The organism is Alterileibacterium massiliense (assembly GCF_900104645.1).
Taxonomy (GTDB): Bacteria; Bacillota; Clostridia; order Peptostreptococcales; family Anaerovoracaceae; genus Alterileibacterium; species Alterileibacterium massiliense.
Genome location: NZ_FNWE01000001.1, coordinates 231,433 through 252,447, shown reverse-complemented (window position 1 = coordinate 252,447; position 21,015 = coordinate 231,433). Strand labels below are relative to the sequence as shown.

At 30.3% G+C, this 21,015-nt stretch carries 24 protein-coding genes and 1 pseudogene; 2 read left to right on the top strand and 23 right to left on the bottom strand.

The window, feature by feature from the left end:
* Nucleotides 1–4: 4 nt before the first annotated feature.
* The 6 genes from BQ5371_RS01270 to hcp all read right to left on the bottom strand — a co-directional run bounded on the left by BQ5371_RS01270 (nt 5) and on the right by hcp (nt 4,372).
* The gene (locus BQ5371_RS01270) at nt 5–190 is read right to left on the bottom strand and encodes a hypothetical protein (protein ID WP_071132145.1); all 186 of its coding nucleotides are present in this window, start codon (nt 188–190) and stop codon (nt 5–7) included.
* A gap of 35 nt (nt 191–225) precedes the next feature.
* Nucleotides 226–696 carry a hypothetical protein gene (locus tag BQ5371_RS01265; protein ID WP_071132144.1) on the bottom strand — a complete coding sequence of 157 codons (471 nt, stop codon included), beginning with the start codon at nt 694–696 and terminating at the stop codon, nt 226–228.
* A 68-nt stretch (nt 697–764) separates the two neighbouring features.
* Nucleotides 765–1,112 carry an Ig-like domain-containing protein gene (locus BQ5371_RS01260; RefSeq protein WP_071132143.1) on the bottom strand — a complete coding sequence of 116 codons (348 nt, stop codon included), beginning with the start codon at nt 1,110–1,112 and terminating at the stop codon, nt 765–767.
* Between the two features lie 302 nt (nt 1,113–1,414).
* Nucleotides 1,415–1,966, bottom strand: a complete 552-nt coding sequence (locus tag BQ5371_RS01255; protein WP_071132142.1) for a hypothetical protein — start codon at nt 1,964–1,966, stop codon at nt 1,415–1,417.
* Between the two features lie 106 nt (nt 1,967–2,072).
* Nucleotides 2,073–2,462 carry a C-GCAxxG-C-C family protein gene (locus BQ5371_RS01250; protein WP_071132141.1) on the bottom strand — a complete coding sequence of 130 codons (390 nt, stop codon included), beginning with the start codon at nt 2,460–2,462 and terminating at the stop codon, nt 2,073–2,075.
* Between the two features lie 266 nt (nt 2,463–2,728).
* Nucleotides 2,729–4,372 carry a hydroxylamine reductase gene (gene hcp / locus BQ5371_RS01245; RefSeq protein ID WP_071132140.1) on the bottom strand — a complete coding sequence of 548 codons (1,644 nt, stop codon included), beginning with the start codon at nt 4,370–4,372 and terminating at the stop codon, nt 2,729–2,731.
* Nucleotides 4,373–4,470: 98 nt separating this feature from the next.
* On the opposite strand from hcp, the gene BQ5371_RS01240 reads away from it, so the two are divergent.
* Nucleotides 4,471–5,145 (top strand): Crp/Fnr family transcriptional regulator, encoded by a 675-nt coding sequence (locus BQ5371_RS01240; RefSeq protein WP_071132139.1) that lies wholly within the window; start codon nt 4,471–4,473, stop codon nt 5,143–5,145.
* Nucleotides 5,146–5,313: 168 nt separating this feature from the next.
* On the opposite strand, the gene BQ5371_RS01235 is transcribed toward BQ5371_RS01240, so the two are convergent.
* From BQ5371_RS01235 to BQ5371_RS01155, 17 genes are all read right to left on the bottom strand, one after another.
* The gene (locus BQ5371_RS01235) at nt 5,314–6,495 is read right to left on the bottom strand and encodes a DUF438 domain-containing protein (RefSeq protein ID WP_071132138.1); all 1,182 of its coding nucleotides are present in this window, start codon (nt 6,493–6,495) and stop codon (nt 5,314–5,316) included.
* Between the two features lie 283 nt (nt 6,496–6,778).
* Nucleotides 6,779–7,180: an HIRAN domain-containing protein gene (locus BQ5371_RS01230; RefSeq protein WP_071132137.1), complete on the bottom strand. Its 402-nt coding sequence runs from the start codon at nt 7,178–7,180 to the stop codon at nt 6,779–6,781.
* 120 nt (nt 7,181–7,300) lie between these two features.
* Entirely contained in the window at nt 7,301–7,843 is a 543-nt protein-coding gene (locus BQ5371_RS01225; protein WP_205408021.1) for a hypothetical protein, read from the bottom strand.
* Nucleotides 7,827–8,624, bottom strand: coding sequence for a DnaJ domain-containing protein (locus BQ5371_RS01220; RefSeq protein WP_071132136.1), 798 nt, complete (start codon nt 8,622–8,624; stop codon nt 7,827–7,829). Before BQ5371_RS01220 ends, BQ5371_RS01225 begins: the two co-directional genes overlap by 17 nt.
* 226 nt (nt 8,625–8,850) lie before the next feature.
* Nucleotides 8,851–9,507: a nucleotidyl transferase AbiEii/AbiGii toxin family protein gene (locus tag BQ5371_RS01215; protein WP_235821160.1), complete on the bottom strand. Its 657-nt coding sequence runs from the start codon at nt 9,505–9,507 to the stop codon at nt 8,851–8,853.
* Nucleotides 9,504–10,103, bottom strand: a complete 600-nt coding sequence (locus tag BQ5371_RS01210) for a type IV toxin-antitoxin system AbiEi family antitoxin domain-containing protein (protein WP_071132135.1) — start codon at nt 10,101–10,103, stop codon at nt 9,504–9,506. The genes BQ5371_RS01215 and BQ5371_RS01210 overlap by 4 nt, the downstream gene beginning before the upstream one ends.
* A gap of 786 nt (nt 10,104–10,889) precedes the next feature.
* Nucleotides 10,890–11,291, bottom strand: a complete 402-nt coding sequence (locus BQ5371_RS01205; protein WP_071132134.1) for a hypothetical protein — start codon at nt 11,289–11,291, stop codon at nt 10,890–10,892.
* A gap of 31 nt (nt 11,292–11,322) precedes the next feature.
* Entirely contained in the window at nt 11,323–12,096 is a 774-nt protein-coding gene (locus tag BQ5371_RS01200) for an ABC transporter ATP-binding protein (RefSeq protein WP_071132133.1), read from the bottom strand.
* Nucleotides 12,096–13,103, bottom strand: coding sequence for a FecCD family ABC transporter permease (locus BQ5371_RS01195; protein ID WP_071132132.1), 1,008 nt, complete (start codon nt 13,101–13,103; stop codon nt 12,096–12,098). The genes BQ5371_RS01200 and BQ5371_RS01195 overlap by 1 nt, the downstream gene beginning before the upstream one ends.
* 15 nt (nt 13,104–13,118) lie before the next feature.
* The gene (locus BQ5371_RS01190) at nt 13,119–14,225 is read right to left on the bottom strand and encodes an ABC transporter substrate-binding protein (RefSeq protein ID WP_071132131.1); all 1,107 of its coding nucleotides are present in this window, start codon (nt 14,223–14,225) and stop codon (nt 13,119–13,121) included.
* Between the two features lie 154 nt (nt 14,226–14,379).
* Nucleotides 14,380–15,204, bottom strand: a complete 825-nt coding sequence (locus BQ5371_RS01185; RefSeq protein ID WP_071132130.1) for a hypothetical protein — start codon at nt 15,202–15,204, stop codon at nt 14,380–14,382.
* 96 nt (nt 15,205–15,300) lie between these two features.
* Nucleotides 15,301–16,785 (bottom strand): ribosomal protection-like ABC-F family protein, encoded by a 1,485-nt coding sequence (gene abc-f, locus BQ5371_RS01180; RefSeq protein WP_071132129.1) that lies wholly within the window; start codon nt 16,783–16,785, stop codon nt 15,301–15,303.
* A gap of 255 nt (nt 16,786–17,040) precedes the next feature.
* Nucleotides 17,041–17,628 carry a helix-turn-helix domain-containing protein gene (locus BQ5371_RS01175; protein WP_071132128.1) on the bottom strand — a complete coding sequence of 196 codons (588 nt, stop codon included), beginning with the start codon at nt 17,626–17,628 and terminating at the stop codon, nt 17,041–17,043.
* A gap of 286 nt (nt 17,629–17,914) precedes the next feature.
* Complete coding sequence (locus BQ5371_RS01170) at nt 17,915–18,286, bottom strand: SdpI family protein (RefSeq protein ID WP_071132127.1); 372 nt, start codon at nt 18,284–18,286, stop codon at nt 17,915–17,917.
* A 32-nt stretch (nt 18,287–18,318) separates the two neighbouring features.
* Nucleotides 18,319–18,540, bottom strand: a complete 222-nt coding sequence (locus tag BQ5371_RS01165) for a DUF3784 domain-containing protein (protein WP_071132126.1) — start codon at nt 18,538–18,540, stop codon at nt 18,319–18,321.
* A 293-nt stretch (nt 18,541–18,833) separates the two neighbouring features.
* Nucleotides 18,834–19,340 carry a methylated-DNA--[protein]-cysteine S-methyltransferase gene (locus tag BQ5371_RS01160; protein ID WP_071132125.1) on the bottom strand — a complete coding sequence of 169 codons (507 nt, stop codon included), beginning with the start codon at nt 19,338–19,340 and terminating at the stop codon, nt 18,834–18,836.
* A 313-nt stretch (nt 19,341–19,653) separates the two neighbouring features.
* Nucleotides 19,654–19,986 carry a hypothetical protein gene (locus tag BQ5371_RS01155; protein WP_235821159.1) on the bottom strand — a complete coding sequence of 111 codons (333 nt, stop codon included), beginning with the start codon at nt 19,984–19,986 and terminating at the stop codon, nt 19,654–19,656.
* A 601-nt stretch (nt 19,987–20,587) separates the two neighbouring features.
* Between BQ5371_RS01155 and BQ5371_RS01150 the strand changes: the two are divergent.
* A pseudogene (locus BQ5371_RS01150) lies at nt 20,588–20,923 on the top strand (plasmid mobilization relaxosome protein MobC).
* The last annotated feature ends 92 nt before the right edge of the window (nt 20,924–21,015 follow it).

The window sequence follows — 21,015 nt, the reverse complement described above, 5'->3', positions numbered from 1 at the left end:
ATTCCTATTTTTTATTATATCTATCAGATAACTTTGTTCCACCTTCTTGTTCGTATTTTTCATTCTTTTCATCGGCTAACTTATGTTGCTTACTGTCTTTATAAGAATCATGAATTTTATCACCGATATATTCAAGTAATGTTGGCCCCAATACAATGCCTAATATTATTAAAAATGCTAAAAAATACATACCTATATTCCTTTCTTATATTTTTTTAATATTTATTAAAAGAACGATCTCTTTGTTTTCCGTTTAATTACCTCTTTTCTAACCTCTATATCCGGATCTAATTCTATTAACATTTTTTCAATGGCTGTAAAAAGCATGTTTATATAATGCTCAACTCCTCCATTGCGATAAGATGAAATATACAATTGATACCTTGATATATTATCCGATTTACCAATATATTCAAATATTGCAATCCATCCGTATTTTACATAATCTTGACTATATTTATAATAATTATCATATTTGGTTACTTTCAAGCGTTTTATCTCTGATAGATCAAGCTCATCAAGTGATTTTTTGATTTCTTCCCATTCGAGAGTTTTGCTTGAAAAAATTTCTCTCTCATCAATAAAATTCTTTTCTCTTTTTATAATTTTCCCCAGCTCCTCGTCATTCTTAACTTTTATATAATTAATATAGATATAAAGAGCAATTATAATGCCAACTAATATTACGAAAGTCATACGATTTCCCCCTTTTTATCATTAAAGTATATAATTGAATAGACAATTGAATAAATGTAATTCGTTTATTATTCGATTCTTTCCAATTCGGTTTTATCATTAAGTATAATATGATCATTGTCTTCTAAAGTAATGTTAAAAGTTACATTTCCGCCAAGTAACCCCGTAACATATAATTTGTATTCACCATTATCATCTGATAATGAATATGTATCGTTAGGGCTTAATAGATTGCAATTTTTTCCATCAAAAACTACTATTGCTCCAGGCTGAGCTTGTCCAAAACCCTCATCTCCTACGCTCCTCCACTTTCCTTCAATATAAAATTCATCCCCACATCCGTAAAGCGTTATAGTAAAAAATATTAGTATTAACGCAATTGGAATACCTAATACTCTTTTTTTATTTCTGCTCATTTTCTCCTCCATAATTTTGTTAAAAATACACTAAAAATTCACAGTTTTATTGTACCCCCCCCCAATAGTTTTTTGTCAACAATTATTTTATCCGCTATACCAACCATTATTTTTTCATAATTTCTTGTTTGTAAATCTTCTAATAATCTTGATACTTATGTTTAATTTTAATTTCATTTTCTTCGACTTCTTTATGTTGGATAAATTGATATTTTGCCAAAATTTTGCTAAAAAAATAACCCCTTTATAGGGTCAATAATATTTCATATTATTATAATTCTATATTTCTCCCTTTAAAACATCTAAATAATCTCATCAATCAATTCTTTTACATTTAATTCTAGGAAGCTTGGGTCCATATGCGTGAGAAAATGCCAATCATCTTCTTCTCTCGCCTTATATATAATAGCTTCGCCGTCCTCAGAACCCTGATATGCTCTTTCAATAGAATATCCTCTTTCTTCAAGATATGCCTTGGCTTCCTCATATTTTTGCTCACGATCTTTAATATAATTTTCAGCTTCATTATTTTCAATCATATAAGCATCAACCCTGATAGAGCCGGGCACAAGACCCTCTCCAGCACTAGATAGATTTGGAATTTCTTTCCATATAATTGAAATTCTCTCATTATTTTCAAACATGAATTTTGAAAATGGAACTAAATTCCCCTTAAAAGAAATTTCCATATATTTGGGCAATTTATCTCTATTAATGTATTCATAAGTAAAGCCATCTTCTATAGAAATCTCATATCCATCTATCTTAGATACAAATTTCCTTCCATCTTCAATTGTATCAAAGACTCCTATTTCAGTAAGATTTCCAGATTGCTCAAGTTCTAAAACATACATAATATCACCCGTATCGCCTTAGTTTTTATTCATAATCTCTTTAATTTATATTCATAATCTCTCAATATCTCTTAATTTGTAGCAACTTAGGCTTGATAAAAAGTTTTTAGCAAAGATCCCTTAGCTCTTTTTCAAGAAATTCTACGGCATCTCTAACGCAGTCATCGCAAGACCTTTTTGCCTCTCCCGTATCTATTCCCTTTAATTCCCTACATATCAAGGTCTCATTTCTATCTTTGAAAGCCTCTGAAATATTTCTAATTTTCATCATAGCAGTTTTTTTATCATCATATAAAAGCCCAATTATGACAGCAGCTCCGGATATTGCTCCGCAGTGACCGTCCATTCCGCCAAGCCCTCCTCCAAATGCCTGAGTAATTTTGAAAATATCTTCTTCACTCATGTGAGTTATATCGCTAAAAGCAAGTGCTACAGCCTGTGCACAGTTGGATTTACCTTGTTTTAATAAAACTGCTCTTTCTGATCTATCGCTCATCTTAACTCCTATTAATCTCACAAATATTATATTACAATTTCTTTATATCATTTTTACTTATTTTGATTTTTTATTATTTCCCGATATTTTTTATAATTAATATATAATTATCTTACATTTTTTCAATAATTTATTTAAAATTCATTTACGAAATACATTTTACTATTCATAATAAAAACTATCAATCTATTATAACAAAAATGAGAGCTCCAAAGACGCTCTCATTCTTGTGATTGTTAAATTTTGCGAATTATTTATATCATATTTTAGCTTAATAATATTTCTATATCTTGCTCAGGCGTACTAATTCCGGCTATTCCAAACTTATTAACCAAAATATTTGTTATGTTAGGAGATAGAAAAGCTGGAAGTGTAGGTCCTAGATGAATATTTTTTATTCCTAGATATAAAAGTGCTAGAAGGACAATTACCGCTTTTTGTTCATACCACGCAATATTAAACTCAATTGGTAAATCATTAATATCATTTAAGTTAAATATTTCTTTTAGTTTAAGTGCTATAAGAGCAAGTGAATATGAATCGTTACATTGTCCCGCATCTAAAACTCTAGGTATTCCATCAATGCTACCAAGATTTAGCTTATTATATTTATACTTTGCACAACCAGCGGTTAGTATAACAACATCGTTTGGAAGCTTTTTAGCAAATTCTGTATAGTAATTCCTTGATTTCATTCTACCATCACAACCGCCCATAACGATAAATTTGCGGATTTTTCCAGATTTTACAGCATCTACAATCTTATCAGCCAAAGCAAATACTTGTTCATGTGCAAATCCTCCTATTAAACTACCCTCCTCAATCTCAACTGGAGGTTTACATTTTTTTGCTTGTTCTATAATCTTTGAAAAATCTTTCTCACTACCATATTCTCCATCTATATGCTTACACCCTGCATAACCAGCAGTTCCTGTAGTCCACATCCTTTCTTTGTAACTATCTAATGGAGGAACTATACAATTTGTAGTCATAAGAATAGGACCATTAAATTTTTCAAACTCTTCTCTCTGTTTCCACCACGCATTACCGTAGTTGCCTATAAGATGTTTATACTTTTTTAATCTAGGATAATAATGTGCAGGGAGCATCTCTGAATGTGTATAAATATCAATCCCTGTTCCTTCAGTCTGTTTAAGCAACATTTCAATATCTCTAAGATCGTGTCCAGATACAAGTATCCCGGGATTTTCCCCTACTCCTATATTGACTTCTGTTATTTCAGGATTTCCATATGTTCCACAATTTGCAGAATCAAGAAGTGCCATTCCTTTGACTCCATATTCTCCTGTTTCAAGTGTCAATTTCAGGAGCTCCTCTATACCAAGAGAATCATCTAATATTTTCCCCAAAGCTGATTGAATAAATTCATCAATTTCCTCATTATCCTTCATTAGTACATTTGAATGTTTAATATATGCAGCAAGTCCTTTTAATCCATATGTAATCATTTCACGAAGACTTCTCACATCTTCATCTTGAGTAGAACATACTCCTACTGCATCTGATTTCGCAAATAAATCAAACATACTCCTATCTCCGCTTAGATAAGCTGCCTTAGGTAATTTATCTTTATTATCTAACTTGGAAATCATTTCTTCTTTAATATTTATTGTTTTTTCAATATATCCAACTATTGATTCCTTGTCGAAATTTGCATTTGTAATTGTTACGAATAAATTATTTGTAATTAGATGGTTAATGTCCTTATCAATAGACTTTCCCTCTTTTCTTAACCTTGTCGTAACACACGAAAGACCTTTTGTTACATAAATTAGTAAATCTTGCATTCCTGCAACTTCTGGGCTCTTACCACAAACGCCAGCTTTTGTACATCCCTTGCCTTTTGCTGTTTCCTGACATTGAAAACAAAACATATCATTATTACACATAATCAACCCACCTTTCTTTTTCTATTTACTGTGTGATTTGATTATAATATAATAAAAATAGGAATTATGTTGTCATAACAACGATTAAGGAGAGTTTTATGAATTTTTTTATCATTTCCAAATCCCCTTTATTTCAAGGCATAGAGGAAGATGATATAAAATATATCTTGGAATGCTTAAATGCTAAGGAAAGAAAATTTAAAAAAGGAGAGATTATATTATATGCAGGTGATGAGGTATCTGATATATGTATTGTAGAATCAGGAAGTGTAAATATAGTTATCAATTTTTATCATGGATATAGTCAAATACTTGGTCACATTGAAAAGGGCGAAATGTTTGCAGAAAACTATGCCGCTATTCCTCATAAAAAATTAATCTGCGACGCAGTCGCTTCCGAAAATTCTGAAATCCTATTTATAAATTTTAATAAATTGATAAATCTATGTGATGAAAATTGCACCTACCACAGAAGGCTTCTTAATAATCTTCTTAAAATATTTGCTCAAAAAAGTCTAAATCTATCAAGCCGTATGCTTCATATAGGCTCATGGCGTTTAAAGGACAGAATTATTTCGTATCTGACTGAGCAAGCTATAGTAAATGATGAGCTGGAGTTTTATATTCCATTTAATCGTCAGGAGCTTTCAGATTATCTTGGCGTAAATAGAAGTGCACTATCTGCTGAATTAAGCAAATTAAAAAAATCCGGCATAATTGATTATAAAAAGAATTTTTTTAAATTAAATAGTGAATATTTTAATCAAAGATAGAATCATTGATAGAAAAATACTCACTATTTTATAGGCAGAAAACTTGTATTACTTGTATGATTTTAATAATTTTATTGATTGTTTAATTTTGTTTTTATCTTTTTATTCTTTATCTTTTTTATTTATAATAATATCTTTATTCCTTATATTAAATTTTTATATGGATTTTTAATTAAAATGCTCTTTTGCAAATTCCATATCTTGAACTATTTCCATTGTGCCTAAGTAATTATCTTCAAAATCTCGTACAGCCATGTATTTAACGAGGACAGTTCTGCTGGCTTTTTCCATCCATATCTCAACTGTATCTTTTTCTCCGCTTCTAAAATCATCTATAATTTTTCTCACCATAGGCTCAATCTTAGGAGGGTGGCATGAAAAAACATCTCTATCTATTGCCATGCTAGGACGCTTAAATCCCTTGGGTCCCTCATTAAAAAATCTATTTATATTCTTATCATCTATGAAGGTAATCTCAAGTGGAATAGTGTTTAGCAGGGCTCTTAGCTGAGGTATGCTCATATGTCCACCAGGTAGTACTACCTCACCAGCTTTAATCTCTTCTTTTTCAGACATCTTTTTCTCAGCATCCTGCCATATTTCATTTTCTATACCAAAGCAAATATCGTAATCCTTGGAGTCATGGTATATGGAGTACCATTCGTCCTCGCTAAAATTGACTGCACAAATTGGAAATAATATGTTTTCCTCCTTATAAATCATCTCTTCAATTCTAGCTATATTCGATTCAAACCGTTTATTCCAAGCTTCTCCAGTAGCCTCCTCTTTAGCAAGCTTACCAAACTCATCTCTAATTTCATCATCAACCGTCCACATGACATCGGAAGGTCCTGAAATTCCATATCTTACCTTGAGATTAGGATAGAGCAAATCTCCCTTTTTGGCATAATGGGTAGATACCTCTCTAAGCTTTGTAAATAATTTTTGATCTCTTTCATTTTTATATTCTTTTATAATCTCCTTTAGTGCAAGATTTTCCTTGGAAAATGTATATAATGGATGTCCCTTAATCTGCTTCAGCCTTTCTGCCTTTTCATTTTTGTCAGTATAGTCTTTTTCTTCTTCATTTTGATTATTTTCGCCATGATGAAAAAGTGCAGAATGAACATCGCAAAGCCTTTTAACCTCATCTAGTGGCATCCCCTCTTTCAAAAGTTCTTGCTCTGCTTCCATGATTTCTGTGGCATTTACACTGCTAAATTCTTTAACAAAGTCAGATCGCACATCTTCAATATTTTCTCCATTTCCTAACCTTTTCAGGTATTTCTTCAATTCCTCCTTTCGGCTGTCTGAATCAAAAACTATATCTTTCTTTATATCTTTATTCATTATTTTCCTCCTTACCCGCATTAACTGCATACAAATTTAATACTATTATTATCCTAATTTCATGCTTTATAATTTTATTTGATACTTGTTTGGAGCTTATTTGATGCTTGTTTTTTCTTGTTTAATACTTGTTTTATGTGGTAATTATATATGCACACCGCAGATAGTTCTGTTGTTATGACAACGCTTTTAAATTTTATTTCTCTTTTTTCTTTATATATTTATATTTTTTATGATGATTTTATTATTTTATTTTTAGAAATAATTGGAAGCTTATTTTATACTAGCTCTCATGTAAATATATTTTAATCTTTATCTTCACCCATTTCCCTCGTTTTTCTTTATCTATAACTTTTCCAAAAATAGATTTACCTGCATCCATTAACCTTGAAAAAATTATATTATCCTGCCTTGGCACATATCCGATTTTTTCTCCCTTAACAGTCTCAATTAAAATAGCTTGAGGGTCATGAGGATTATCCGCTTCTCTGTAAAATACGAGCTTATCGTCTTTATTTATCGACGGCTCTATTATTTCAATATCTTCAATATGCGTTGTCCCTGCTACAAAAGTATCGAAAAGGTAAATATCACGCTCGAAAGGTTTAGGAATAGTGAGTCCCGATTCTTTTCCAATAAGATATTGAATAAGATTCCCCTGATCTTTATTTACTAAATCATTCATATTTTCCCCTCAGTAATATCCAATTTAATAACTTTTACATAGATTCCTTCATTTGGAAAACAATCCTTCCCAAATTTCAACTAGGCTTTTCCCTTCGAAGATCTTGTCATTAAATCCCTTTTAAATCGTTTTGAATGTCTTTTCTTCTCCAAGAAATCCAACCACAATATCGTCAGAGATACTAACTATTGCATCTTTCCCATTATATGTAAATTCAAACCCGCACTTAAATTTTTGCCAATCATAAGGCGTAAAAGGAGTTTCTCCTGAGAATATATCATTCATATCTTCAATAAGATACTCCGTAAAATATTCATCATCAGAAAAAACAAAGTTCCTAGATTCAGGTTCCAATGTTGCGTACATTGCAAGATTATACGGCATCGCATTTCTATCTACTTTGCTTTTCTCAATCGTTACAACATTTTGATCAATCGCCTGCATATCAATAGCTTTAGCCCATAAATTTGACTGCTCGCCAAAAATATTAAAATAATTGAATCCGCCATTTAGAAGATTTTTTACTGAATTATCTATTATGTATTGCTCCCTAATATGATGCCCTATGATAAAACAGTTATCACCCTTGTATTTACCAATTTTCATATCATGAATATCAATCACAAAGATATTATCCCGAATCCATTCATTGTAGTAAGTCATTTATATATTCTTCCTCTGTCCTTATTGCATCCTGAAAGCTTATGAGCTCCTGCTTTAATTCTTGTATTTTCTCTAACTTTTCTTTTTCGTCTTCAACATATTTTTTTAATATATAAGGTGGAACTGTTTTTATATGGTCGATTTCTTCTTGAATCTGTTCAACAAGAGTCTTTAATCTCTCTTCCTCTTTTCGTAATTCTTCTATAGATGATGGAAAATCTTCCTCCATGTCGCCATTATCAACTATTTGAAATATCATTCTTATGGTATTAAGATCTCCATTTTCATATGCCTGGGCTGCGTGATAAAAAAGCTCTCTTTCTCCATCGGTCATTTTTTGATTAAGATCTGGGTGCAGTTCCTTAACTATCTTCCTGTATAATTTTTTAATCTCATCTTCATCTTCATCTGAAAGAGCTTCCATCTTTGAATGTTCTAAAGCTCGGTTGATTTCCGAAATCTTCTCCTCAAGCTTTTTCTTATATTCCACAAATTCTCTATCGAGCTGCAATTCAATATCACTCAATATTATTTTTTCTTGACGATTCTTTTTTGCCTGAATCATTTCTTTTTTTCTGCGTAACCTGAGATATTTGCAATATGATTCATATAAGCTGTACTCAAGGCTACCAAATTCAAGTTTGTACTCTGCATTTATATTCTCACAAACTACTAATATAAGGTTATCACGCTCAAGCACATAATCTCCAAGCGTTTTCTTTAACTCTTTGATACTTTCCTTTAATTTTTTTATGTCAGGAAACTCGATAATTTGACCCATGATATGTTCCTTTGTTTAGCAGTGATAATTTTAATTGTAAATACTTTTTTATTCTAATATGCTACCTATGGTTTCATATACAGCTAAGGTATCAAAAAAGTTAATGTCTTTTGCATATGGATTGCTTTTTATATATTTTTCCCATAAACTTTTTGTCGTTCCACTGGCTTTGAGTAATTCTGTTACCTCTCTATATTTATTAACTGATTTTGATGAGCCTCTATTTTTACTTTTTTTCTATGGCTTCTCTCAATGATTTACCATCAATCTTATCTTTATAAATAGAATATAACATATATAAATCATAAAAATCTCTTGCTCTTGTTGTTGTAATATTTCTGCTTGATATTGTTTCAAATTTTTCGGCAATAATTGTTTCAATATTATATGTCATAATAGGTATTGTCCCTTCTTCTAAAATCTTTGAATATAAATATTTCATCTCCTTTGGTGTAATAATATCTCCGGTCGTTATATCTATATTTAAACTTGCATTGATTTTTCCAAAGTTGCAGGAAATGCCGGCACAGAAACCTTCATAAACATCTTTCTGTCTGATTGGAGATAACTTAATTAACTTGTATTCAATATCAGCATCTATTTCAATTTCTAATATTTCTTTAATTATTTTGGTTATAGTTTCTTCGCTTACTGGAATTCCTTTAATCGTATTATCCATATCCATTGTGCTACGCATATCCACTCCTATGAGTGAAGAAATCAACAGACAACCTTTTAAGATAAAATTTTCACTATATTTAGATTTAGATATTTTTTCTAGTATTCCTTCAAACAAGCACATCTGAAGCAAAGAATTTGGGTTTGCTCCTGTTTTTTTAGATATATTTCTAATTGCTCCCTTCATTTGCTCTGATGTTTTCATAGCAATACCTCCGTATATGTTTTCAATTGTTCTTCCATATTCATACAAATAGCATATTTTGAGAGTTTTAATAAATCTTTATCTACCCCTCCAAAATATAATTTTATAGCTTCACTAAATATACCTGTGTCAATTCTATTCTTGTCCTTAATTAAATCTAACAATGTTCTTTCTTTATCATAGGAAAAAATTTCTCTCCCAAAAGGATTGATTATTTTTTCTTTACCTATATCATAATATTCTTTTTTGCTATACTTAAAAATAATGTCATCTCTCATTGCTTTTATTCTACTTACATTATCTCCAGCAGGCACTGTCATAACATAAATAAGTGGCATTCTTGTAGATAATCCCTGAAGATAGGCTGCAGTCTCGTGAGAAAAAATCCCTTTTGGAACTCTATGCGAAAAATAAATATATTCATCTATTTCTTCATTTGGAAGTCCATACAGTCCTCCTGCTATTTTTATAATTTCATGTCTATGCGTTAATTCTTTCAATATATCTTTATGAATACCAAGTTCCAATGCTTCTTTAGTAGTGATAATGCCTTTATTATCTTTAATTGTATTTAATAATAATTCTCGTTTTGTCATTTATATAACCGCCTTTTTATTCTTATATAATACTTTTTATAAGAACAAAAGTCAATTATTTGGGCAAAAGAAAAAGCCGTTTCAATCCTAAGACCAATCCGACCACATATTACATCTCCCCTTAACTGATGTTTCTTTTCCTTCTTACCTGACATATTCTTCATTGCATTTTTAAAAAAATTATAAAAGGCAATCTAAATTGCTACAAAACCTAAATCATTAAAATTATATCAAAAAAGAGGAGGGATTATCATCTCTCCTCTAACTTTTTTCGTTCCCACTATGGTAGGGTTCACCACTTTTTTCATTCCCACTACGGCAGGGTCCTCCGCTTTTTTTATTCCCACTACGGCAGGGTCCTCCGCTTTTGTACAATTGATTATATAATATTAAATTCAAAAGTCAAATATATTTATTTTTTGAATTAAATGCCATTTTCTTGCTCTTATTCCTGACTCAATTTTTATGAAATTATTATCTAGATTTAATTTGTTATTTTATATGGATTTTATTCTATTCTACTATCATATTATTTTTATTGATTATATTTTTAATTTACTATATTATGGTGTAAATCCAAATGATTGAGGGATCGCCCCAGGCAATTGGAGCTTGGCACACGAACTCAATGTTTGGGTTTTTTCTTTTTTTATTTATTCATCTTTTAAATTTCTTCAATATTCTTAATTTATATTTAACACATTTTTATATATTACCCAATATTTGACGCGTTAAAAAAGACGGTTTCCCGTCTTTCTTTATCATCATTAATCTATGCTATGCAATTTACGCTCTGCTCATGCAGTTATCTCCGAGGTAAAGTTTTCGCTTTTTAAATTCCGGAATTGCTGTATCTTTTAGAAGCTTTTTATATTCAGGAATTTTAGCTCCTGCATAATATGCTTCTTCTAAGTAGCAATCATTGTCATAAACCCATGATGGAATTTTCATATTTCTCTCCTTTGCAAGAACTTCAACGGTGGCTGCTAACTTTGCTGTATCGATAGGATATTTATTAGAATCAATTGGTTTATCTTTAATAATATATTCTTGAAGCTTTCTTCCTTCTCCTTCACCATCACAGCCTCTAAACCTGTCTAAAAAATTGCCATATGCAGTATACCTATCTGTCTCTTCAATTTCTTTTATATAATATTTAGTTTCTATCATATATGGTGGTACTTGCATAAATCTTCGCCTCTAATTTTTTCATAAGCTTTTAGAAATTCATTTTGCCAGGTATGCAGACGGTCCTATTCTCTATCTCTCTTATATTTACTTCAATTCCATATAACTCGGTCATATTTTTTTCTGTAATAATCTCATCTGCTTTTCCCTCTCCCATCACAAGTCCGTCCTTAAGTATAAGAGTATCACTTTTTAAAAATAAAGCGTGTTCAGGAAAATGCGTAGTCATTATAACACCAATTCCTTTTTTTTGTAATTTTTTTATTAAATCTAAGAATTTATATGAATTGCCAAAATCCAAATGTGCTGTCGGCTCATCAAATATCATTAATTCAGGATCCTGTGTCATAGCTGCTGCAATCATTACCAGCTGTCTTTCACCTCCAGATATTTCATTAAACAGCTTTTCTTTTAAATAACTGATGCCAAGAAAATTCATTTTTTCCATAGCAAAACTAATATCGGAATTATCAGGTACTCCAAAATAATCTATATATGCAGTTCTACCCATAAGCACTACATCAATTACTCTAAATGAAAATATGGACTCAATATTTTGAGGTATATAAGCAAATTTTTGTGCCAATTGCCTTGTATTATAATTCGATATGTTTTTATTATCTATAAGTATTTCTCCATTTGCTTTTTCTTCGCCAATTATACATTTTAGCAAGGTACTTTTACCTGTTCCATTTGCTCCTAGTATGCAAAGCACCTCTGAATCTGAAAAATCAAATGATATATCCTTTATTACCTTTTTATCCTCACTATATCCAAAGCTAATTGAATTGAGTTTCAGTTCCATTACCAACTAACCTTTCTGGTGTATATAAAGTATACAAATACCGGTATTCCTATAATCCCTGTTACCACGCCAATCGGAATTTCCATTGATGTCAAACTTCTACAGATGTCATCGATAATAAGGAGGTATGAAATACCTAATGAAATTGATACAGGCATTAGCTTCCTAAAATCCGGTCCCACTAGAATCCTCGCAAGATGTGGAATTACAATGCCTACCCATCCAATAATTCCCGATATACTTACAACCAATGATGTAATTAAAGTGCTTGTAATGATAACGACCATTCTATCTTTTTTTACATCTATACCGAATGATTTTGCCTGAACATCTCCCATGCTAAGAACATTTATTCTCCACCTATATAGAAATATAATAAACATGGCTATTAGATAAGCAGGTAAGATAGAAATAATCTTGCTATAATTAATTCCTACCATTGTCCCCATCAGCCAATAAATAATCTGTGGCAATTTTTCAAAAGGATCTGCAACAAATTTTATTAGAGAAACCAGCGATGAAAATAGTGCACTTACTAACATTCCCGATAGTATAAGCGTTGCTGTGGATTTATTATTTTTTATTGATAATAAAAATGTTAAAACAACAGCAAAAATTCCAAAAGCCATTGAAATCATTTGGACTGATAAGGCAGGCACAGACATTATTATAGCTATTGCTGCACCGAATCCTGCTCCATTTGAAACTCCAAGCGTGTATGGATCTGCTAGGGGATTTTTAAAAATGCACTGAAATACAGCTCCCGAAACAGCCAATCCTGCACCCGCCATAACAGCTCCGATTATTCTAGGCAATCTTGTGTCCAATATAATGCTGGTTGCTATTTCCTCTATCCCATAATTACTATGCGTAAATTTCGACATAAATATTTTAAATATATCTTTTATTGATACATGATATGCTCCTACGCATAGTGAAATTAATATTATTATGAAAGGCAAGAAAATGAAAAATAAAGATTTACTTATATTTTTTACCTTCGGCATAATAACCTCCAAGAATTACTTTACCTTATCCTTAAATTCAATTCCATAAAATTCCTTGTAGAATTTCTTTGCTCTTTTATTTACAATCTTGCTGTCAACCTTATCAGGATAGAGCTTATGTGCAAGCCAGAGTTCACCAAGTGCTATGGAATCAGCATCAGGATTACCCCATGGTTTTGTCCAATAAGGTGCAAGTATGACATTACCATTTTTAACTGCCTTGAATGACTTATAGTTGCTATCTTTTTTTATAGAGTCATAAACTTCTTTATATCTATCCTGAACAATTATTACATCAGGATTCCAATTTGCAAGTTGCTCAAATGTGTAGGGTTTATAACCTTGTATATCCTTTGCCGCGATGTTTACACCACCAGCTCTTTCAAGCATACATCCTACATATTTATCATTTCCATATGTCTGGTTATTTTCATTTGCAATAAATACGGTTTTTCTATCTTTTTCAGACACATCTTCAAGTGACTTCTCAACGATTTTTCTGCTCTCTAAGCAAAATTGCCAAAGATCTTTCGCTTTTTCATCTTTTCCAGTGAGCTTTCCAAGAGTTTCTATCGCCCATTTACAACCATTAGTATATGCCTTATCTGCATCTTTTAGTTTAGGATTCTGAGCCTCTTTTTGCTTTCCCTCATCTCTTAGTGAAACCACTACTACAGGTATTCCTAGCTCTTTTATTTTATTAACTGAATCCGGATTTGCCTGAGAAGCTACAATAACAACATCTGGCTTTAATTTTGCAATCTCTTCAACATTACAAGATTTTAAATCTCCAGGTGTAGGTAATGATTCTATTTCAGGAAATGCTTCCTTAATATATGATCCAAGGTCAGCTTCCCACTTTGATTCTACTCCAATAATTTTATCCTGTGCTCCAAGCTGTGCCAAAATATCAATTGAGTGGTGTTGAAGAACTACCATTGATTTAACAGGAACTTTAACTGTAACTTCATTATCTGCCTGATCCTTGAATGTCCATTCTTCTCTTTCGACAGAGTTTTCATTTTTCGATGTTTTATCCTTATCTACACCACAGCCAGTCATGCTAAATGCCATTATGAAAATCATCATCAAAGCAAAAAGCCCTAAAATCTTTTTCCTCATCTTCTATTCCTTCCTATTATATAAAAATATCGTTAGGTTTATAACTACCTAACGATATTATATCACTTAACAAAATATTGTAAATAAAGAGTGTAGCAAAAATTATAATTGTTTCTTATAGTCTTGTAACACATATGTTACCCAATTATCTAGTTTAATTTTTATCTAACTTATCCTCCTTAAAAATATTATTAAAAAATTTTATTTTATCTTCATCTTTAATTGGTGAAAAAAGTGTTCCCATGTTTCTACCATGAATAAGCAATTTATCTTTTACTATAAATGCATTTAATTTCCCCTTTTTCTTAGGATAATTATCTGAATCTCCATAAAATGGTTTTAATCTATCATTTTTACAATATTTTTGCATAAATTGTTTAAATATATTATAGTTGCTTGAAAAAAGTATTACATCTGGTTTTAAAAAATTAATAAATCTTACAAACAAATCCATATTGGGGAGTATTTTATAAGTTTTATTATATTTTCTTTTCAGTCCGCTTATTGTTGGATCTGTTGCAATTGCACTACAACAATCAACATGTATTGCTGTATTAATATGATTTAGCTTATCATAATTCGCATTGTATCCAACATCATATCCTCCTTTACAATTTATAAAACGCATTATTTTTTTATCATTCCAGCTGAACCATTTTGTATACGGATTATTATTAAAATAATTATTATAAGAATCAATCAACATATCTTTTTCTTTATTATTTAAATAGTTTTTATTTAAAAAAATATTTGCATTCTCAATTCTAAATGACAGTTTTTTAATATTATTATCCATAAATTCATTATTTGATGGATTTAATCCAACTGTAATTGTCCTTATCTTTGAATTAAAATATTTATCAATATTTCCAAACCAAATAATAGGTATTGAAGGATGGCATATTCCTTTCAAATATTTCTTATCATTAAAATCTCTCCAGTATTCATCAATTATTTCATATAACTTATTTCTATCCACTGCTTAACACACCTCCCTGTATACACTTTAGGCTTATTATTGCACTTTGTTATGTAAAATTTCATGTCTTTTAAACTATAAAGTGTTTTTATAATTTCATAATTGTATTATTTTATTTGAAATATCTTCTACAAATCGCCTATCGTGTTCTACAAATATTAGCGTTGGCTTTGCTTCTTTTATAATTTCTTTAATCTGTATTCTAGATATTATATCAATGTAATTAAGTGGCTCATCCCATACAAACAAGTGAGCTGGTTTTGATAAACTAATAGCAATTAACACTTTCTTTTTCTGCCCATAACTATAGCCCCTCATATCCATATCAAATAAGTCTCTCGAAAAATTTAATTTTCTTAAAATTGTTTTGCACAAAGTTTCATCAATATTTTGCCCATAAATATGCTCATTTAAGTTCCCTTTTAAATCACCTATATCTTGAGGAATATATGATATTTTTAAATTATTTGCTAATTTTATCTCCCCTGTATACTTAGAATATTCTTGATTAAACCCTAATATACTCTTAATTAAGGTTGATTTCCCGCTGCCATTACTTCCATATATAGCTACTATATCGCCCTGTTTTATTTCAAAACTTATATTGTTTAATACTTGTTTATCTCCATAATACGATGATAAATTGTTAACTGTTAATAAATTTTCCTTATGATGCCGTAGTGAATATAATGATAAACCTTCCTTTGATTCAACATCTTTTAATAAATTTTTCTTCTCCTCTATTGCTTTATCTAATCTATTCTTCAAATTCTTTGACTTCTGCATCATTTTAGCTGACTTATGTCCAATATGTCCCTTGTCAGGTTTTACACCGGATACTTTTATGCCATTTTTCGTATTTTCAATTTTGTCAGACCAAGTATGACTTTGCCTTTCAGATTCTTTTAATCTTTTTATATCCTTTCTTAACCTCTCATTTTTGCTAATTTCAAACTGTTCTTTCATCATTTTATTTTCATACCAAGATGTGAAATTACCGGACTGTACATCAATAGTGCTTCTATTAATCGAAATTATATGATTGACACACCCATCTAAAAAATCTCTATCATGAGAAATGAGCAAAAATCCTTTTTTGCTTTTCAGATATTCACTTACAAGTTTTCTTCCCTCCATATCTAAATGGTTTGTCGGCTCATCTATGAGTAAAAAACCATCTTCTTTTGTAAATAAAATAGCTAAAAGGATTTTTGTTTGTTCTCCTTTAGAGAGCGTGCTAAATTTTCTATAAATAATATTCTTATCTAAATTTAGCAAATTAATCTCTCTAAACAATTTCCATTCTTCATCATAAGTAAGTGCTTGAAATAATTCTATGGCTGTCTTTGAGTCACCGCTGATATTTGGAGGAAAGGACACAAATTCGACATTTTTGATAATTTTTCCTTGATAGACTTCCTTATTTTGAAGTAGCTTTAAAAGAGTGGTCTTGCCAATCCCATTTCTACCTACTAATCCTGTTCTCCAGTTCGTGTCAAATGAAAAAGATACATTATCAAATACTGGTTTTGCACACCCATAATATGAAAATGTGAGGTTTTCAAGTTTAATCAAAGACAAATTACTTCCCTTTCATTTTTAATTTATCAAATAATTATATCGATTTCTTGTAATTTAATTAATGCAAACTTTTAAAAAATTATAAAGTTTTATATAAAATATAAAATTCGAGGGGTATAAATTAACAATATTAATTTCAATAGCCAATATAATATATCAATCCACTCTTTTGCCCATAATATATCCAGAGTTAATGAATTATTTTATTGAATTTTAATTTTGAATATAGGGTTGAAATTATGGCTTGTCCGATAATTAATTCATAAACAAATTAATCAAAATTCCAATTAATGTACAAACGATAACTGTTATTATCGCAGCACCTATTAAATAAAAAATTTTTTGATATGGTCGTTTAACTATTTCTCGCTGTTTTTGAATATCATCTAATAGTTTTCCTTCAGAAAATGCAACAATTTCCTTATATGTTTGAACATCATTATCTTTTTTTATTTTTTCAACCTTAAAAGCATAATACAAGGCGATTACAAAAATAATTCCCCATGGAATGAACCCCCATGTGCCAAGCCACATAAAAAGCGGAACCGCAGATACAACAGTCGCAATTAACATTATCGAGTAAATTCTTCCATAATGATTAAATTTTGCAATTTCTTCTTTATTAATTACCTCTTTCATAATATCAATATCTCCTCTGATTAGATTGTCAATAGAGGTTTTAAAGATTTCACTAAGCAATACCAAGCTATTCATATCTGGATAGCTTTTATCATTTTCCCAATTTGATATTGTTTGTCTTGAAACATATATGCGATTGGCTAATTCCTCTTGGGACAACTTAGCATTCTGACGATATGTTTTTATTTGTTTTCCAAGTTCCATCTCTTCATCTCCTTGACATTTTCATGCTAATCGAAAAGTCATATTGTTGCTATCAAAGTATATTTACATCTATCTTTTCTGTCTGTCAAAATTCTTTTACATTTTAATAAAATCTCACTTTTATATTTTTTACAATATATCATACCATTGCAAAACTTTCATTAAAGAGGTGCAAAATAAAAAAGACCCAGCATTTCTGCAGAGCCTTATACATATATTTCATCTTAAATTTAAATTATTTTTCTTAATTCTAGGGACTTAATCCTAGGAGCATCACAATTTTATATTAATCTTTTTGTTCGCTTTCATTAAAAGTCTTCTTTAAAGCCTTTTCAGTAAAGATCATAATTACAACAAAACTCATCATTTGAATTATTATAATACCAAGCCCTGTACAACCTATCCAGCCAATTGACTTACTGCTTATTGCAAGCATGATTACAATGCCTAATATCAACGAAGGAAAAAACATATAAAGCGATATTTTTGAGCAATATTTTTGAGCGAAATCCCATGTTTCTTGATTTTGCATAGACATTTTTGACCTATATCCGCTTAAATTATTAATTCTTTTGAGTCTTGGACATATATACCATGTTAATAATAAGGCTGCTGGTATCAACAAGGTAATTATAAACATAAAAATCCAAAATCCCATGTTTTTGAACTCCTCTAAATACTTCGAAACTGTTATTTGATAATAATCGTAGAGATACCAAATATAGTTAGTATAATTCCAACTATCAATTCTACCAATCCAACTCTCTTTGCATATGATTTTGTTTTTCTACCTGCTTTATAAGCTTCTTCAAAACCATTTATTAGATCGTACTTTTTCTTAAAATAAATCAAATATCCAAATATAGTGGATACAAGACCTACGATTATAAGAAAAATCTTTAATATTATCATTATGAGTAACCCTCTTTTATAAACTCAAATTAATAAAATTCTTTATTTACTAATCAAGAATAGATAAATATAAATCTAGTTTCTGATTTATATATCTTACAAACATATCTGCCATCGCTGAAATATTATTTCTTCATAATAGCCGTTTATCGGAATAATGGCAATGTGTTTGGAATAATATAAAGAAATTATCGGAATGATAATGTGTTGTAAGCTATTATCAACTGTTTTGAGTAATAACAACCCTAGCAGAAAAATTACCTTCATTTATATATTAACTATTTGAATGACCTTTAATATTTTTCTGTATCATTTCTCTGTACTGGTTCTTTGCACTGTTTCTCTGTAATGTTTCTCAGTTCCAAATCTATTAAGGCTTTTTTCATGTCTAATCCTCCAGCATATCCTACCAATTTACCATCAAATCCAATGACTCTGTGGCAAGGTACAACAATTGAAATTGGATTTTTATTGTTTGCCATCCCTACTGCTCGGCTTGCCTTTGGATTTCCAATAGCTATTGCTATTTCTTTATATGTGCGTGTTTCTCCATAAGGGATATGCGTTAGTTCTTCCCATACTTTATTTTGAAAGTCTGTTCCATCTAGCTCAAAAGCGAAATCAAATGCTTTTCTCTTTCCACTCAGATATTCCATAACCTCTTTATAAACCAAGTCGGTAAATTCCGTCTTTTTCCCATAATCGCTTGTTTCATCAATCTTTTTTAATAAGACTAAAGAATCTCGTTTATATCCAATTTTTAATAATCCAAATGGAAATTCATATATAGCAAAATCCATTATTTTTAACCCCTTATACTATTTTGCTTTAAATTTTATACTTTTTCCAAACAATACACGCTTCCATATTCAACAAATTCTTAATAATTTGCACGCTTAATCTAATTTCAGTTATTAAAATAATACAATATCTATCTTTAAATAACTACTAATATTTGGATGCAAGTTCATAAAATTGATTTTTTAATTTAATTTTACATTTTATAATTTTCCTGCCAAAATTTTACTTCATTCATACCAACACCTTCCGGTATTTGTTCAAGGCATTGTCCCAAATTTTGATATTTAACGATTTCTCTAATTTCTACTAATGCTAACCTATGTGCTGCTCTTGAAAAAACTCGTCGTTATATTCAACTGGCATTATTTCTATTTGTATTATGTATCCCTGATTAATATATTTATCTATTATGAATGGAACTAACTTTGAAAAATTATTATTTAAGTACATATAAATATGACCACCTCCCGAACCGAGTAGTCTATACGATATATTCGTGGATTTCCCAATATATAAGCATGTACTAATTTCATCTTTTACAGCAAATATTTTATATACTCCAACTATATTTTTATCACTTGCTAGTTCGGGTGGAAGAATAATATTCTTTCTCTTTGCCATCTCAATTTTTTCTATGTTTCTCATATTAAACTTTTCTCCATTAATATAATTATATTTTTTCATCGCAGTATAGATATACTAGATTTTCTCTAATTAATAAACTTTCTGTAACTATACAATAGATGTGAGACATTAGGGATAGAAAAAAGCGATTGAGTCCGTTAGAATGGTTTTACCACAAAATCATCTAACGAAAGGACATTCAATCGCTATGAACAGTATAACACATTCTGAGATATATTTGCCCCACACTATTGACACTAGGTATTACTCTGTAAAGCTATATAGTAGTGGTTGCTCTATCAATTTTGTCTGTCGAAGGTATCATATATATCAAAGGTATCTCTGATGCGTTGGAATAAGCGATTTAACGGGGATAGGTACTCTCTTAGAGACAAGTCTCATAAACCTTTAAGCCCACATCCTAATTCTCATACTGAGATGGAGCTCAAGTGGATTAATGATTTACACCATAGAAATCCTCACATCTCCATTTGCTAGATGTATGGCAAGCTTGCTCACAAAAGGGTTATTCAAGGCATCTAGGCTCCCTTTACAGCGTATATAAAACCCCTGTTAGGGGAAACCCTAAGACCCCGAAATATATTTTATAAAGGAGAATAAAATGGCAAATAGATTTAGAAATGAAAGAATAGAAATTAAATTAACTAAAGAAGAAAATGAAGCTTGCAAATTGTAAAACAATGTCCCACTTTCTTAGAAAATGTGTATTGGAAAAAGAGATTTATGTCGTAGATTTAGAACCATTTAGAAACCTACAATGGCTACTTTCAAATGCAACAAATAACATAAACCAGATTGCAAAAGCTACTAATACAACTGGTGTTATTTACAAAAATGAAATTGAATCTATGAATAGGCAGATAGAAAAATTATCAAGAGAATATGGCAGATCCATTCCCTGCTTCTTAATAAAGCAAAAGAAAGTTCTGGTGATTAGTATGGCCATTACAAAAATACATCGAAACTGTGTAAAATTAAGAAAAGCTTCATTTCTATAGGAATGGTCAAACATTGATACACAAAATTATT

Bases quoted from the DNA above. Each gene is read 5' to 3' on its own strand.
- hcp (WP_071132140.1), bottom strand. From the start codon at position 4,372: ATGTGTAATAATGATATGTTTTGTTTTCAATGTCAGGAAACAGCAAAA.
- BQ5371_RS01200 (WP_071132133.1), bottom strand. From the start codon at position 12,096: ATGGAACTGAAACTCAATTCAATTAGCTTTGGATATAGTGAGGATAAA.
- BQ5371_RS01220 (WP_071132136.1), bottom strand. From the start codon at position 8,624: ATGGGTCAAATTATCGAGTTTCCTGACATAAAAAAATTAAAGGAAAGT.
- BQ5371_RS01210 (WP_071132135.1), bottom strand. From the start codon at position 10,103: ATGACAAAACGAGAATTATTATTAAATACAATTAAAGATAATAAAGGC.
- BQ5371_RS01155 (WP_235821159.1), bottom strand. From the start codon at position 19,986: ATGAGAAACATAGAAAAAATTGAGATGGCAAAGAGAAAGAATATTATT.
- BQ5371_RS01205 (WP_071132134.1), bottom strand. From the start codon at position 11,291: ATGCAAGTACCACCATATATGATAGAAACTAAATATTATATAAAAGAA.
- BQ5371_RS01195 (WP_071132132.1), bottom strand. From the start codon at position 13,103: ATGCCGAAGGTAAAAAATATAAGTAAATCTTTATTTTTCATTTTCTTG.
- BQ5371_RS01260 (WP_071132143.1), bottom strand. From the start codon at position 1,112: ATGAGCAGAAATAAAAAAAGAGTATTAGGTATTCCAATTGCGTTAATA.
- BQ5371_RS01235 (WP_071132138.1), bottom strand. From the start codon at position 6,495: ATGAATAAAGATATAAAGAAAGATATAGTTTTTGATTCAGACAGCCGA.
- BQ5371_RS01175 (WP_071132128.1), bottom strand. From the start codon at position 17,628: ATGGAACTTGGAAAACAAATAAAAACATATCGTCAGAATGCTAAGTTG.
- BQ5371_RS01230 (WP_071132137.1), bottom strand. From the start codon at position 7,180: ATGAATGATTTAGTAAATAAAGATCAGGGGAATCTTATTCAATATCTT.
- BQ5371_RS01225 (WP_205408021.1), bottom strand. From the start codon at position 7,843: ATGACTTACTACAATGAATGGATTCGGGATAATATCTTTGTGATTGAT.
- BQ5371_RS01160 (WP_071132125.1), bottom strand. From the start codon at position 19,340: ATGGATTTTGCTATATATGAATTTCCATTTGGATTATTAAAAATTGGA.
- BQ5371_RS01265 (WP_071132144.1), bottom strand. From the start codon at position 696: ATGACTTTCGTAATATTAGTTGGCATTATAATTGCTCTTTATATCTAT.
- BQ5371_RS01215 (WP_235821160.1), bottom strand. From the start codon at position 9,507: ATGAAAACATCAGAGCAAATGAAGGGAGCAATTAGAAATATATCTAAA.
- BQ5371_RS01190 (WP_071132131.1), bottom strand. From the start codon at position 14,225: ATGAGGAAAAAGATTTTAGGGCTTTTTGCTTTGATGATGATTTTCATA.
- BQ5371_RS01170 (WP_071132127.1), bottom strand. From the start codon at position 18,286: ATGGGATTTTGGATTTTTATGTTTATAATTACCTTGTTGATACCAGCA.
- BQ5371_RS01250 (WP_071132141.1), bottom strand. From the start codon at position 2,462: ATGAGCGATAGATCAGAAAGAGCAGTTTTATTAAAACAAGGTAAATCC.
- BQ5371_RS01165 (WP_071132126.1), bottom strand. From the start codon at position 18,540: ATGATAATATTAAAGATTTTTCTTATAATCGTAGGTCTTGTATCCACT.
- BQ5371_RS01255 (WP_071132142.1), bottom strand. From the start codon at position 1,966: ATGTATGTTTTAGAACTTGAGCAATCTGGAAATCTTACTGAAATAGGA.
- BQ5371_RS01270 (WP_071132145.1), bottom strand. From the start codon at position 190: ATGTATTTTTTAGCATTTTTAATAATATTAGGCATTGTATTGGGGCCA.
- BQ5371_RS01240 (WP_071132139.1), top strand. From the start codon at position 4,471: ATGAATTTTTTTATCATTTCCAAATCCCCTTTATTTCAAGGCATAGAG.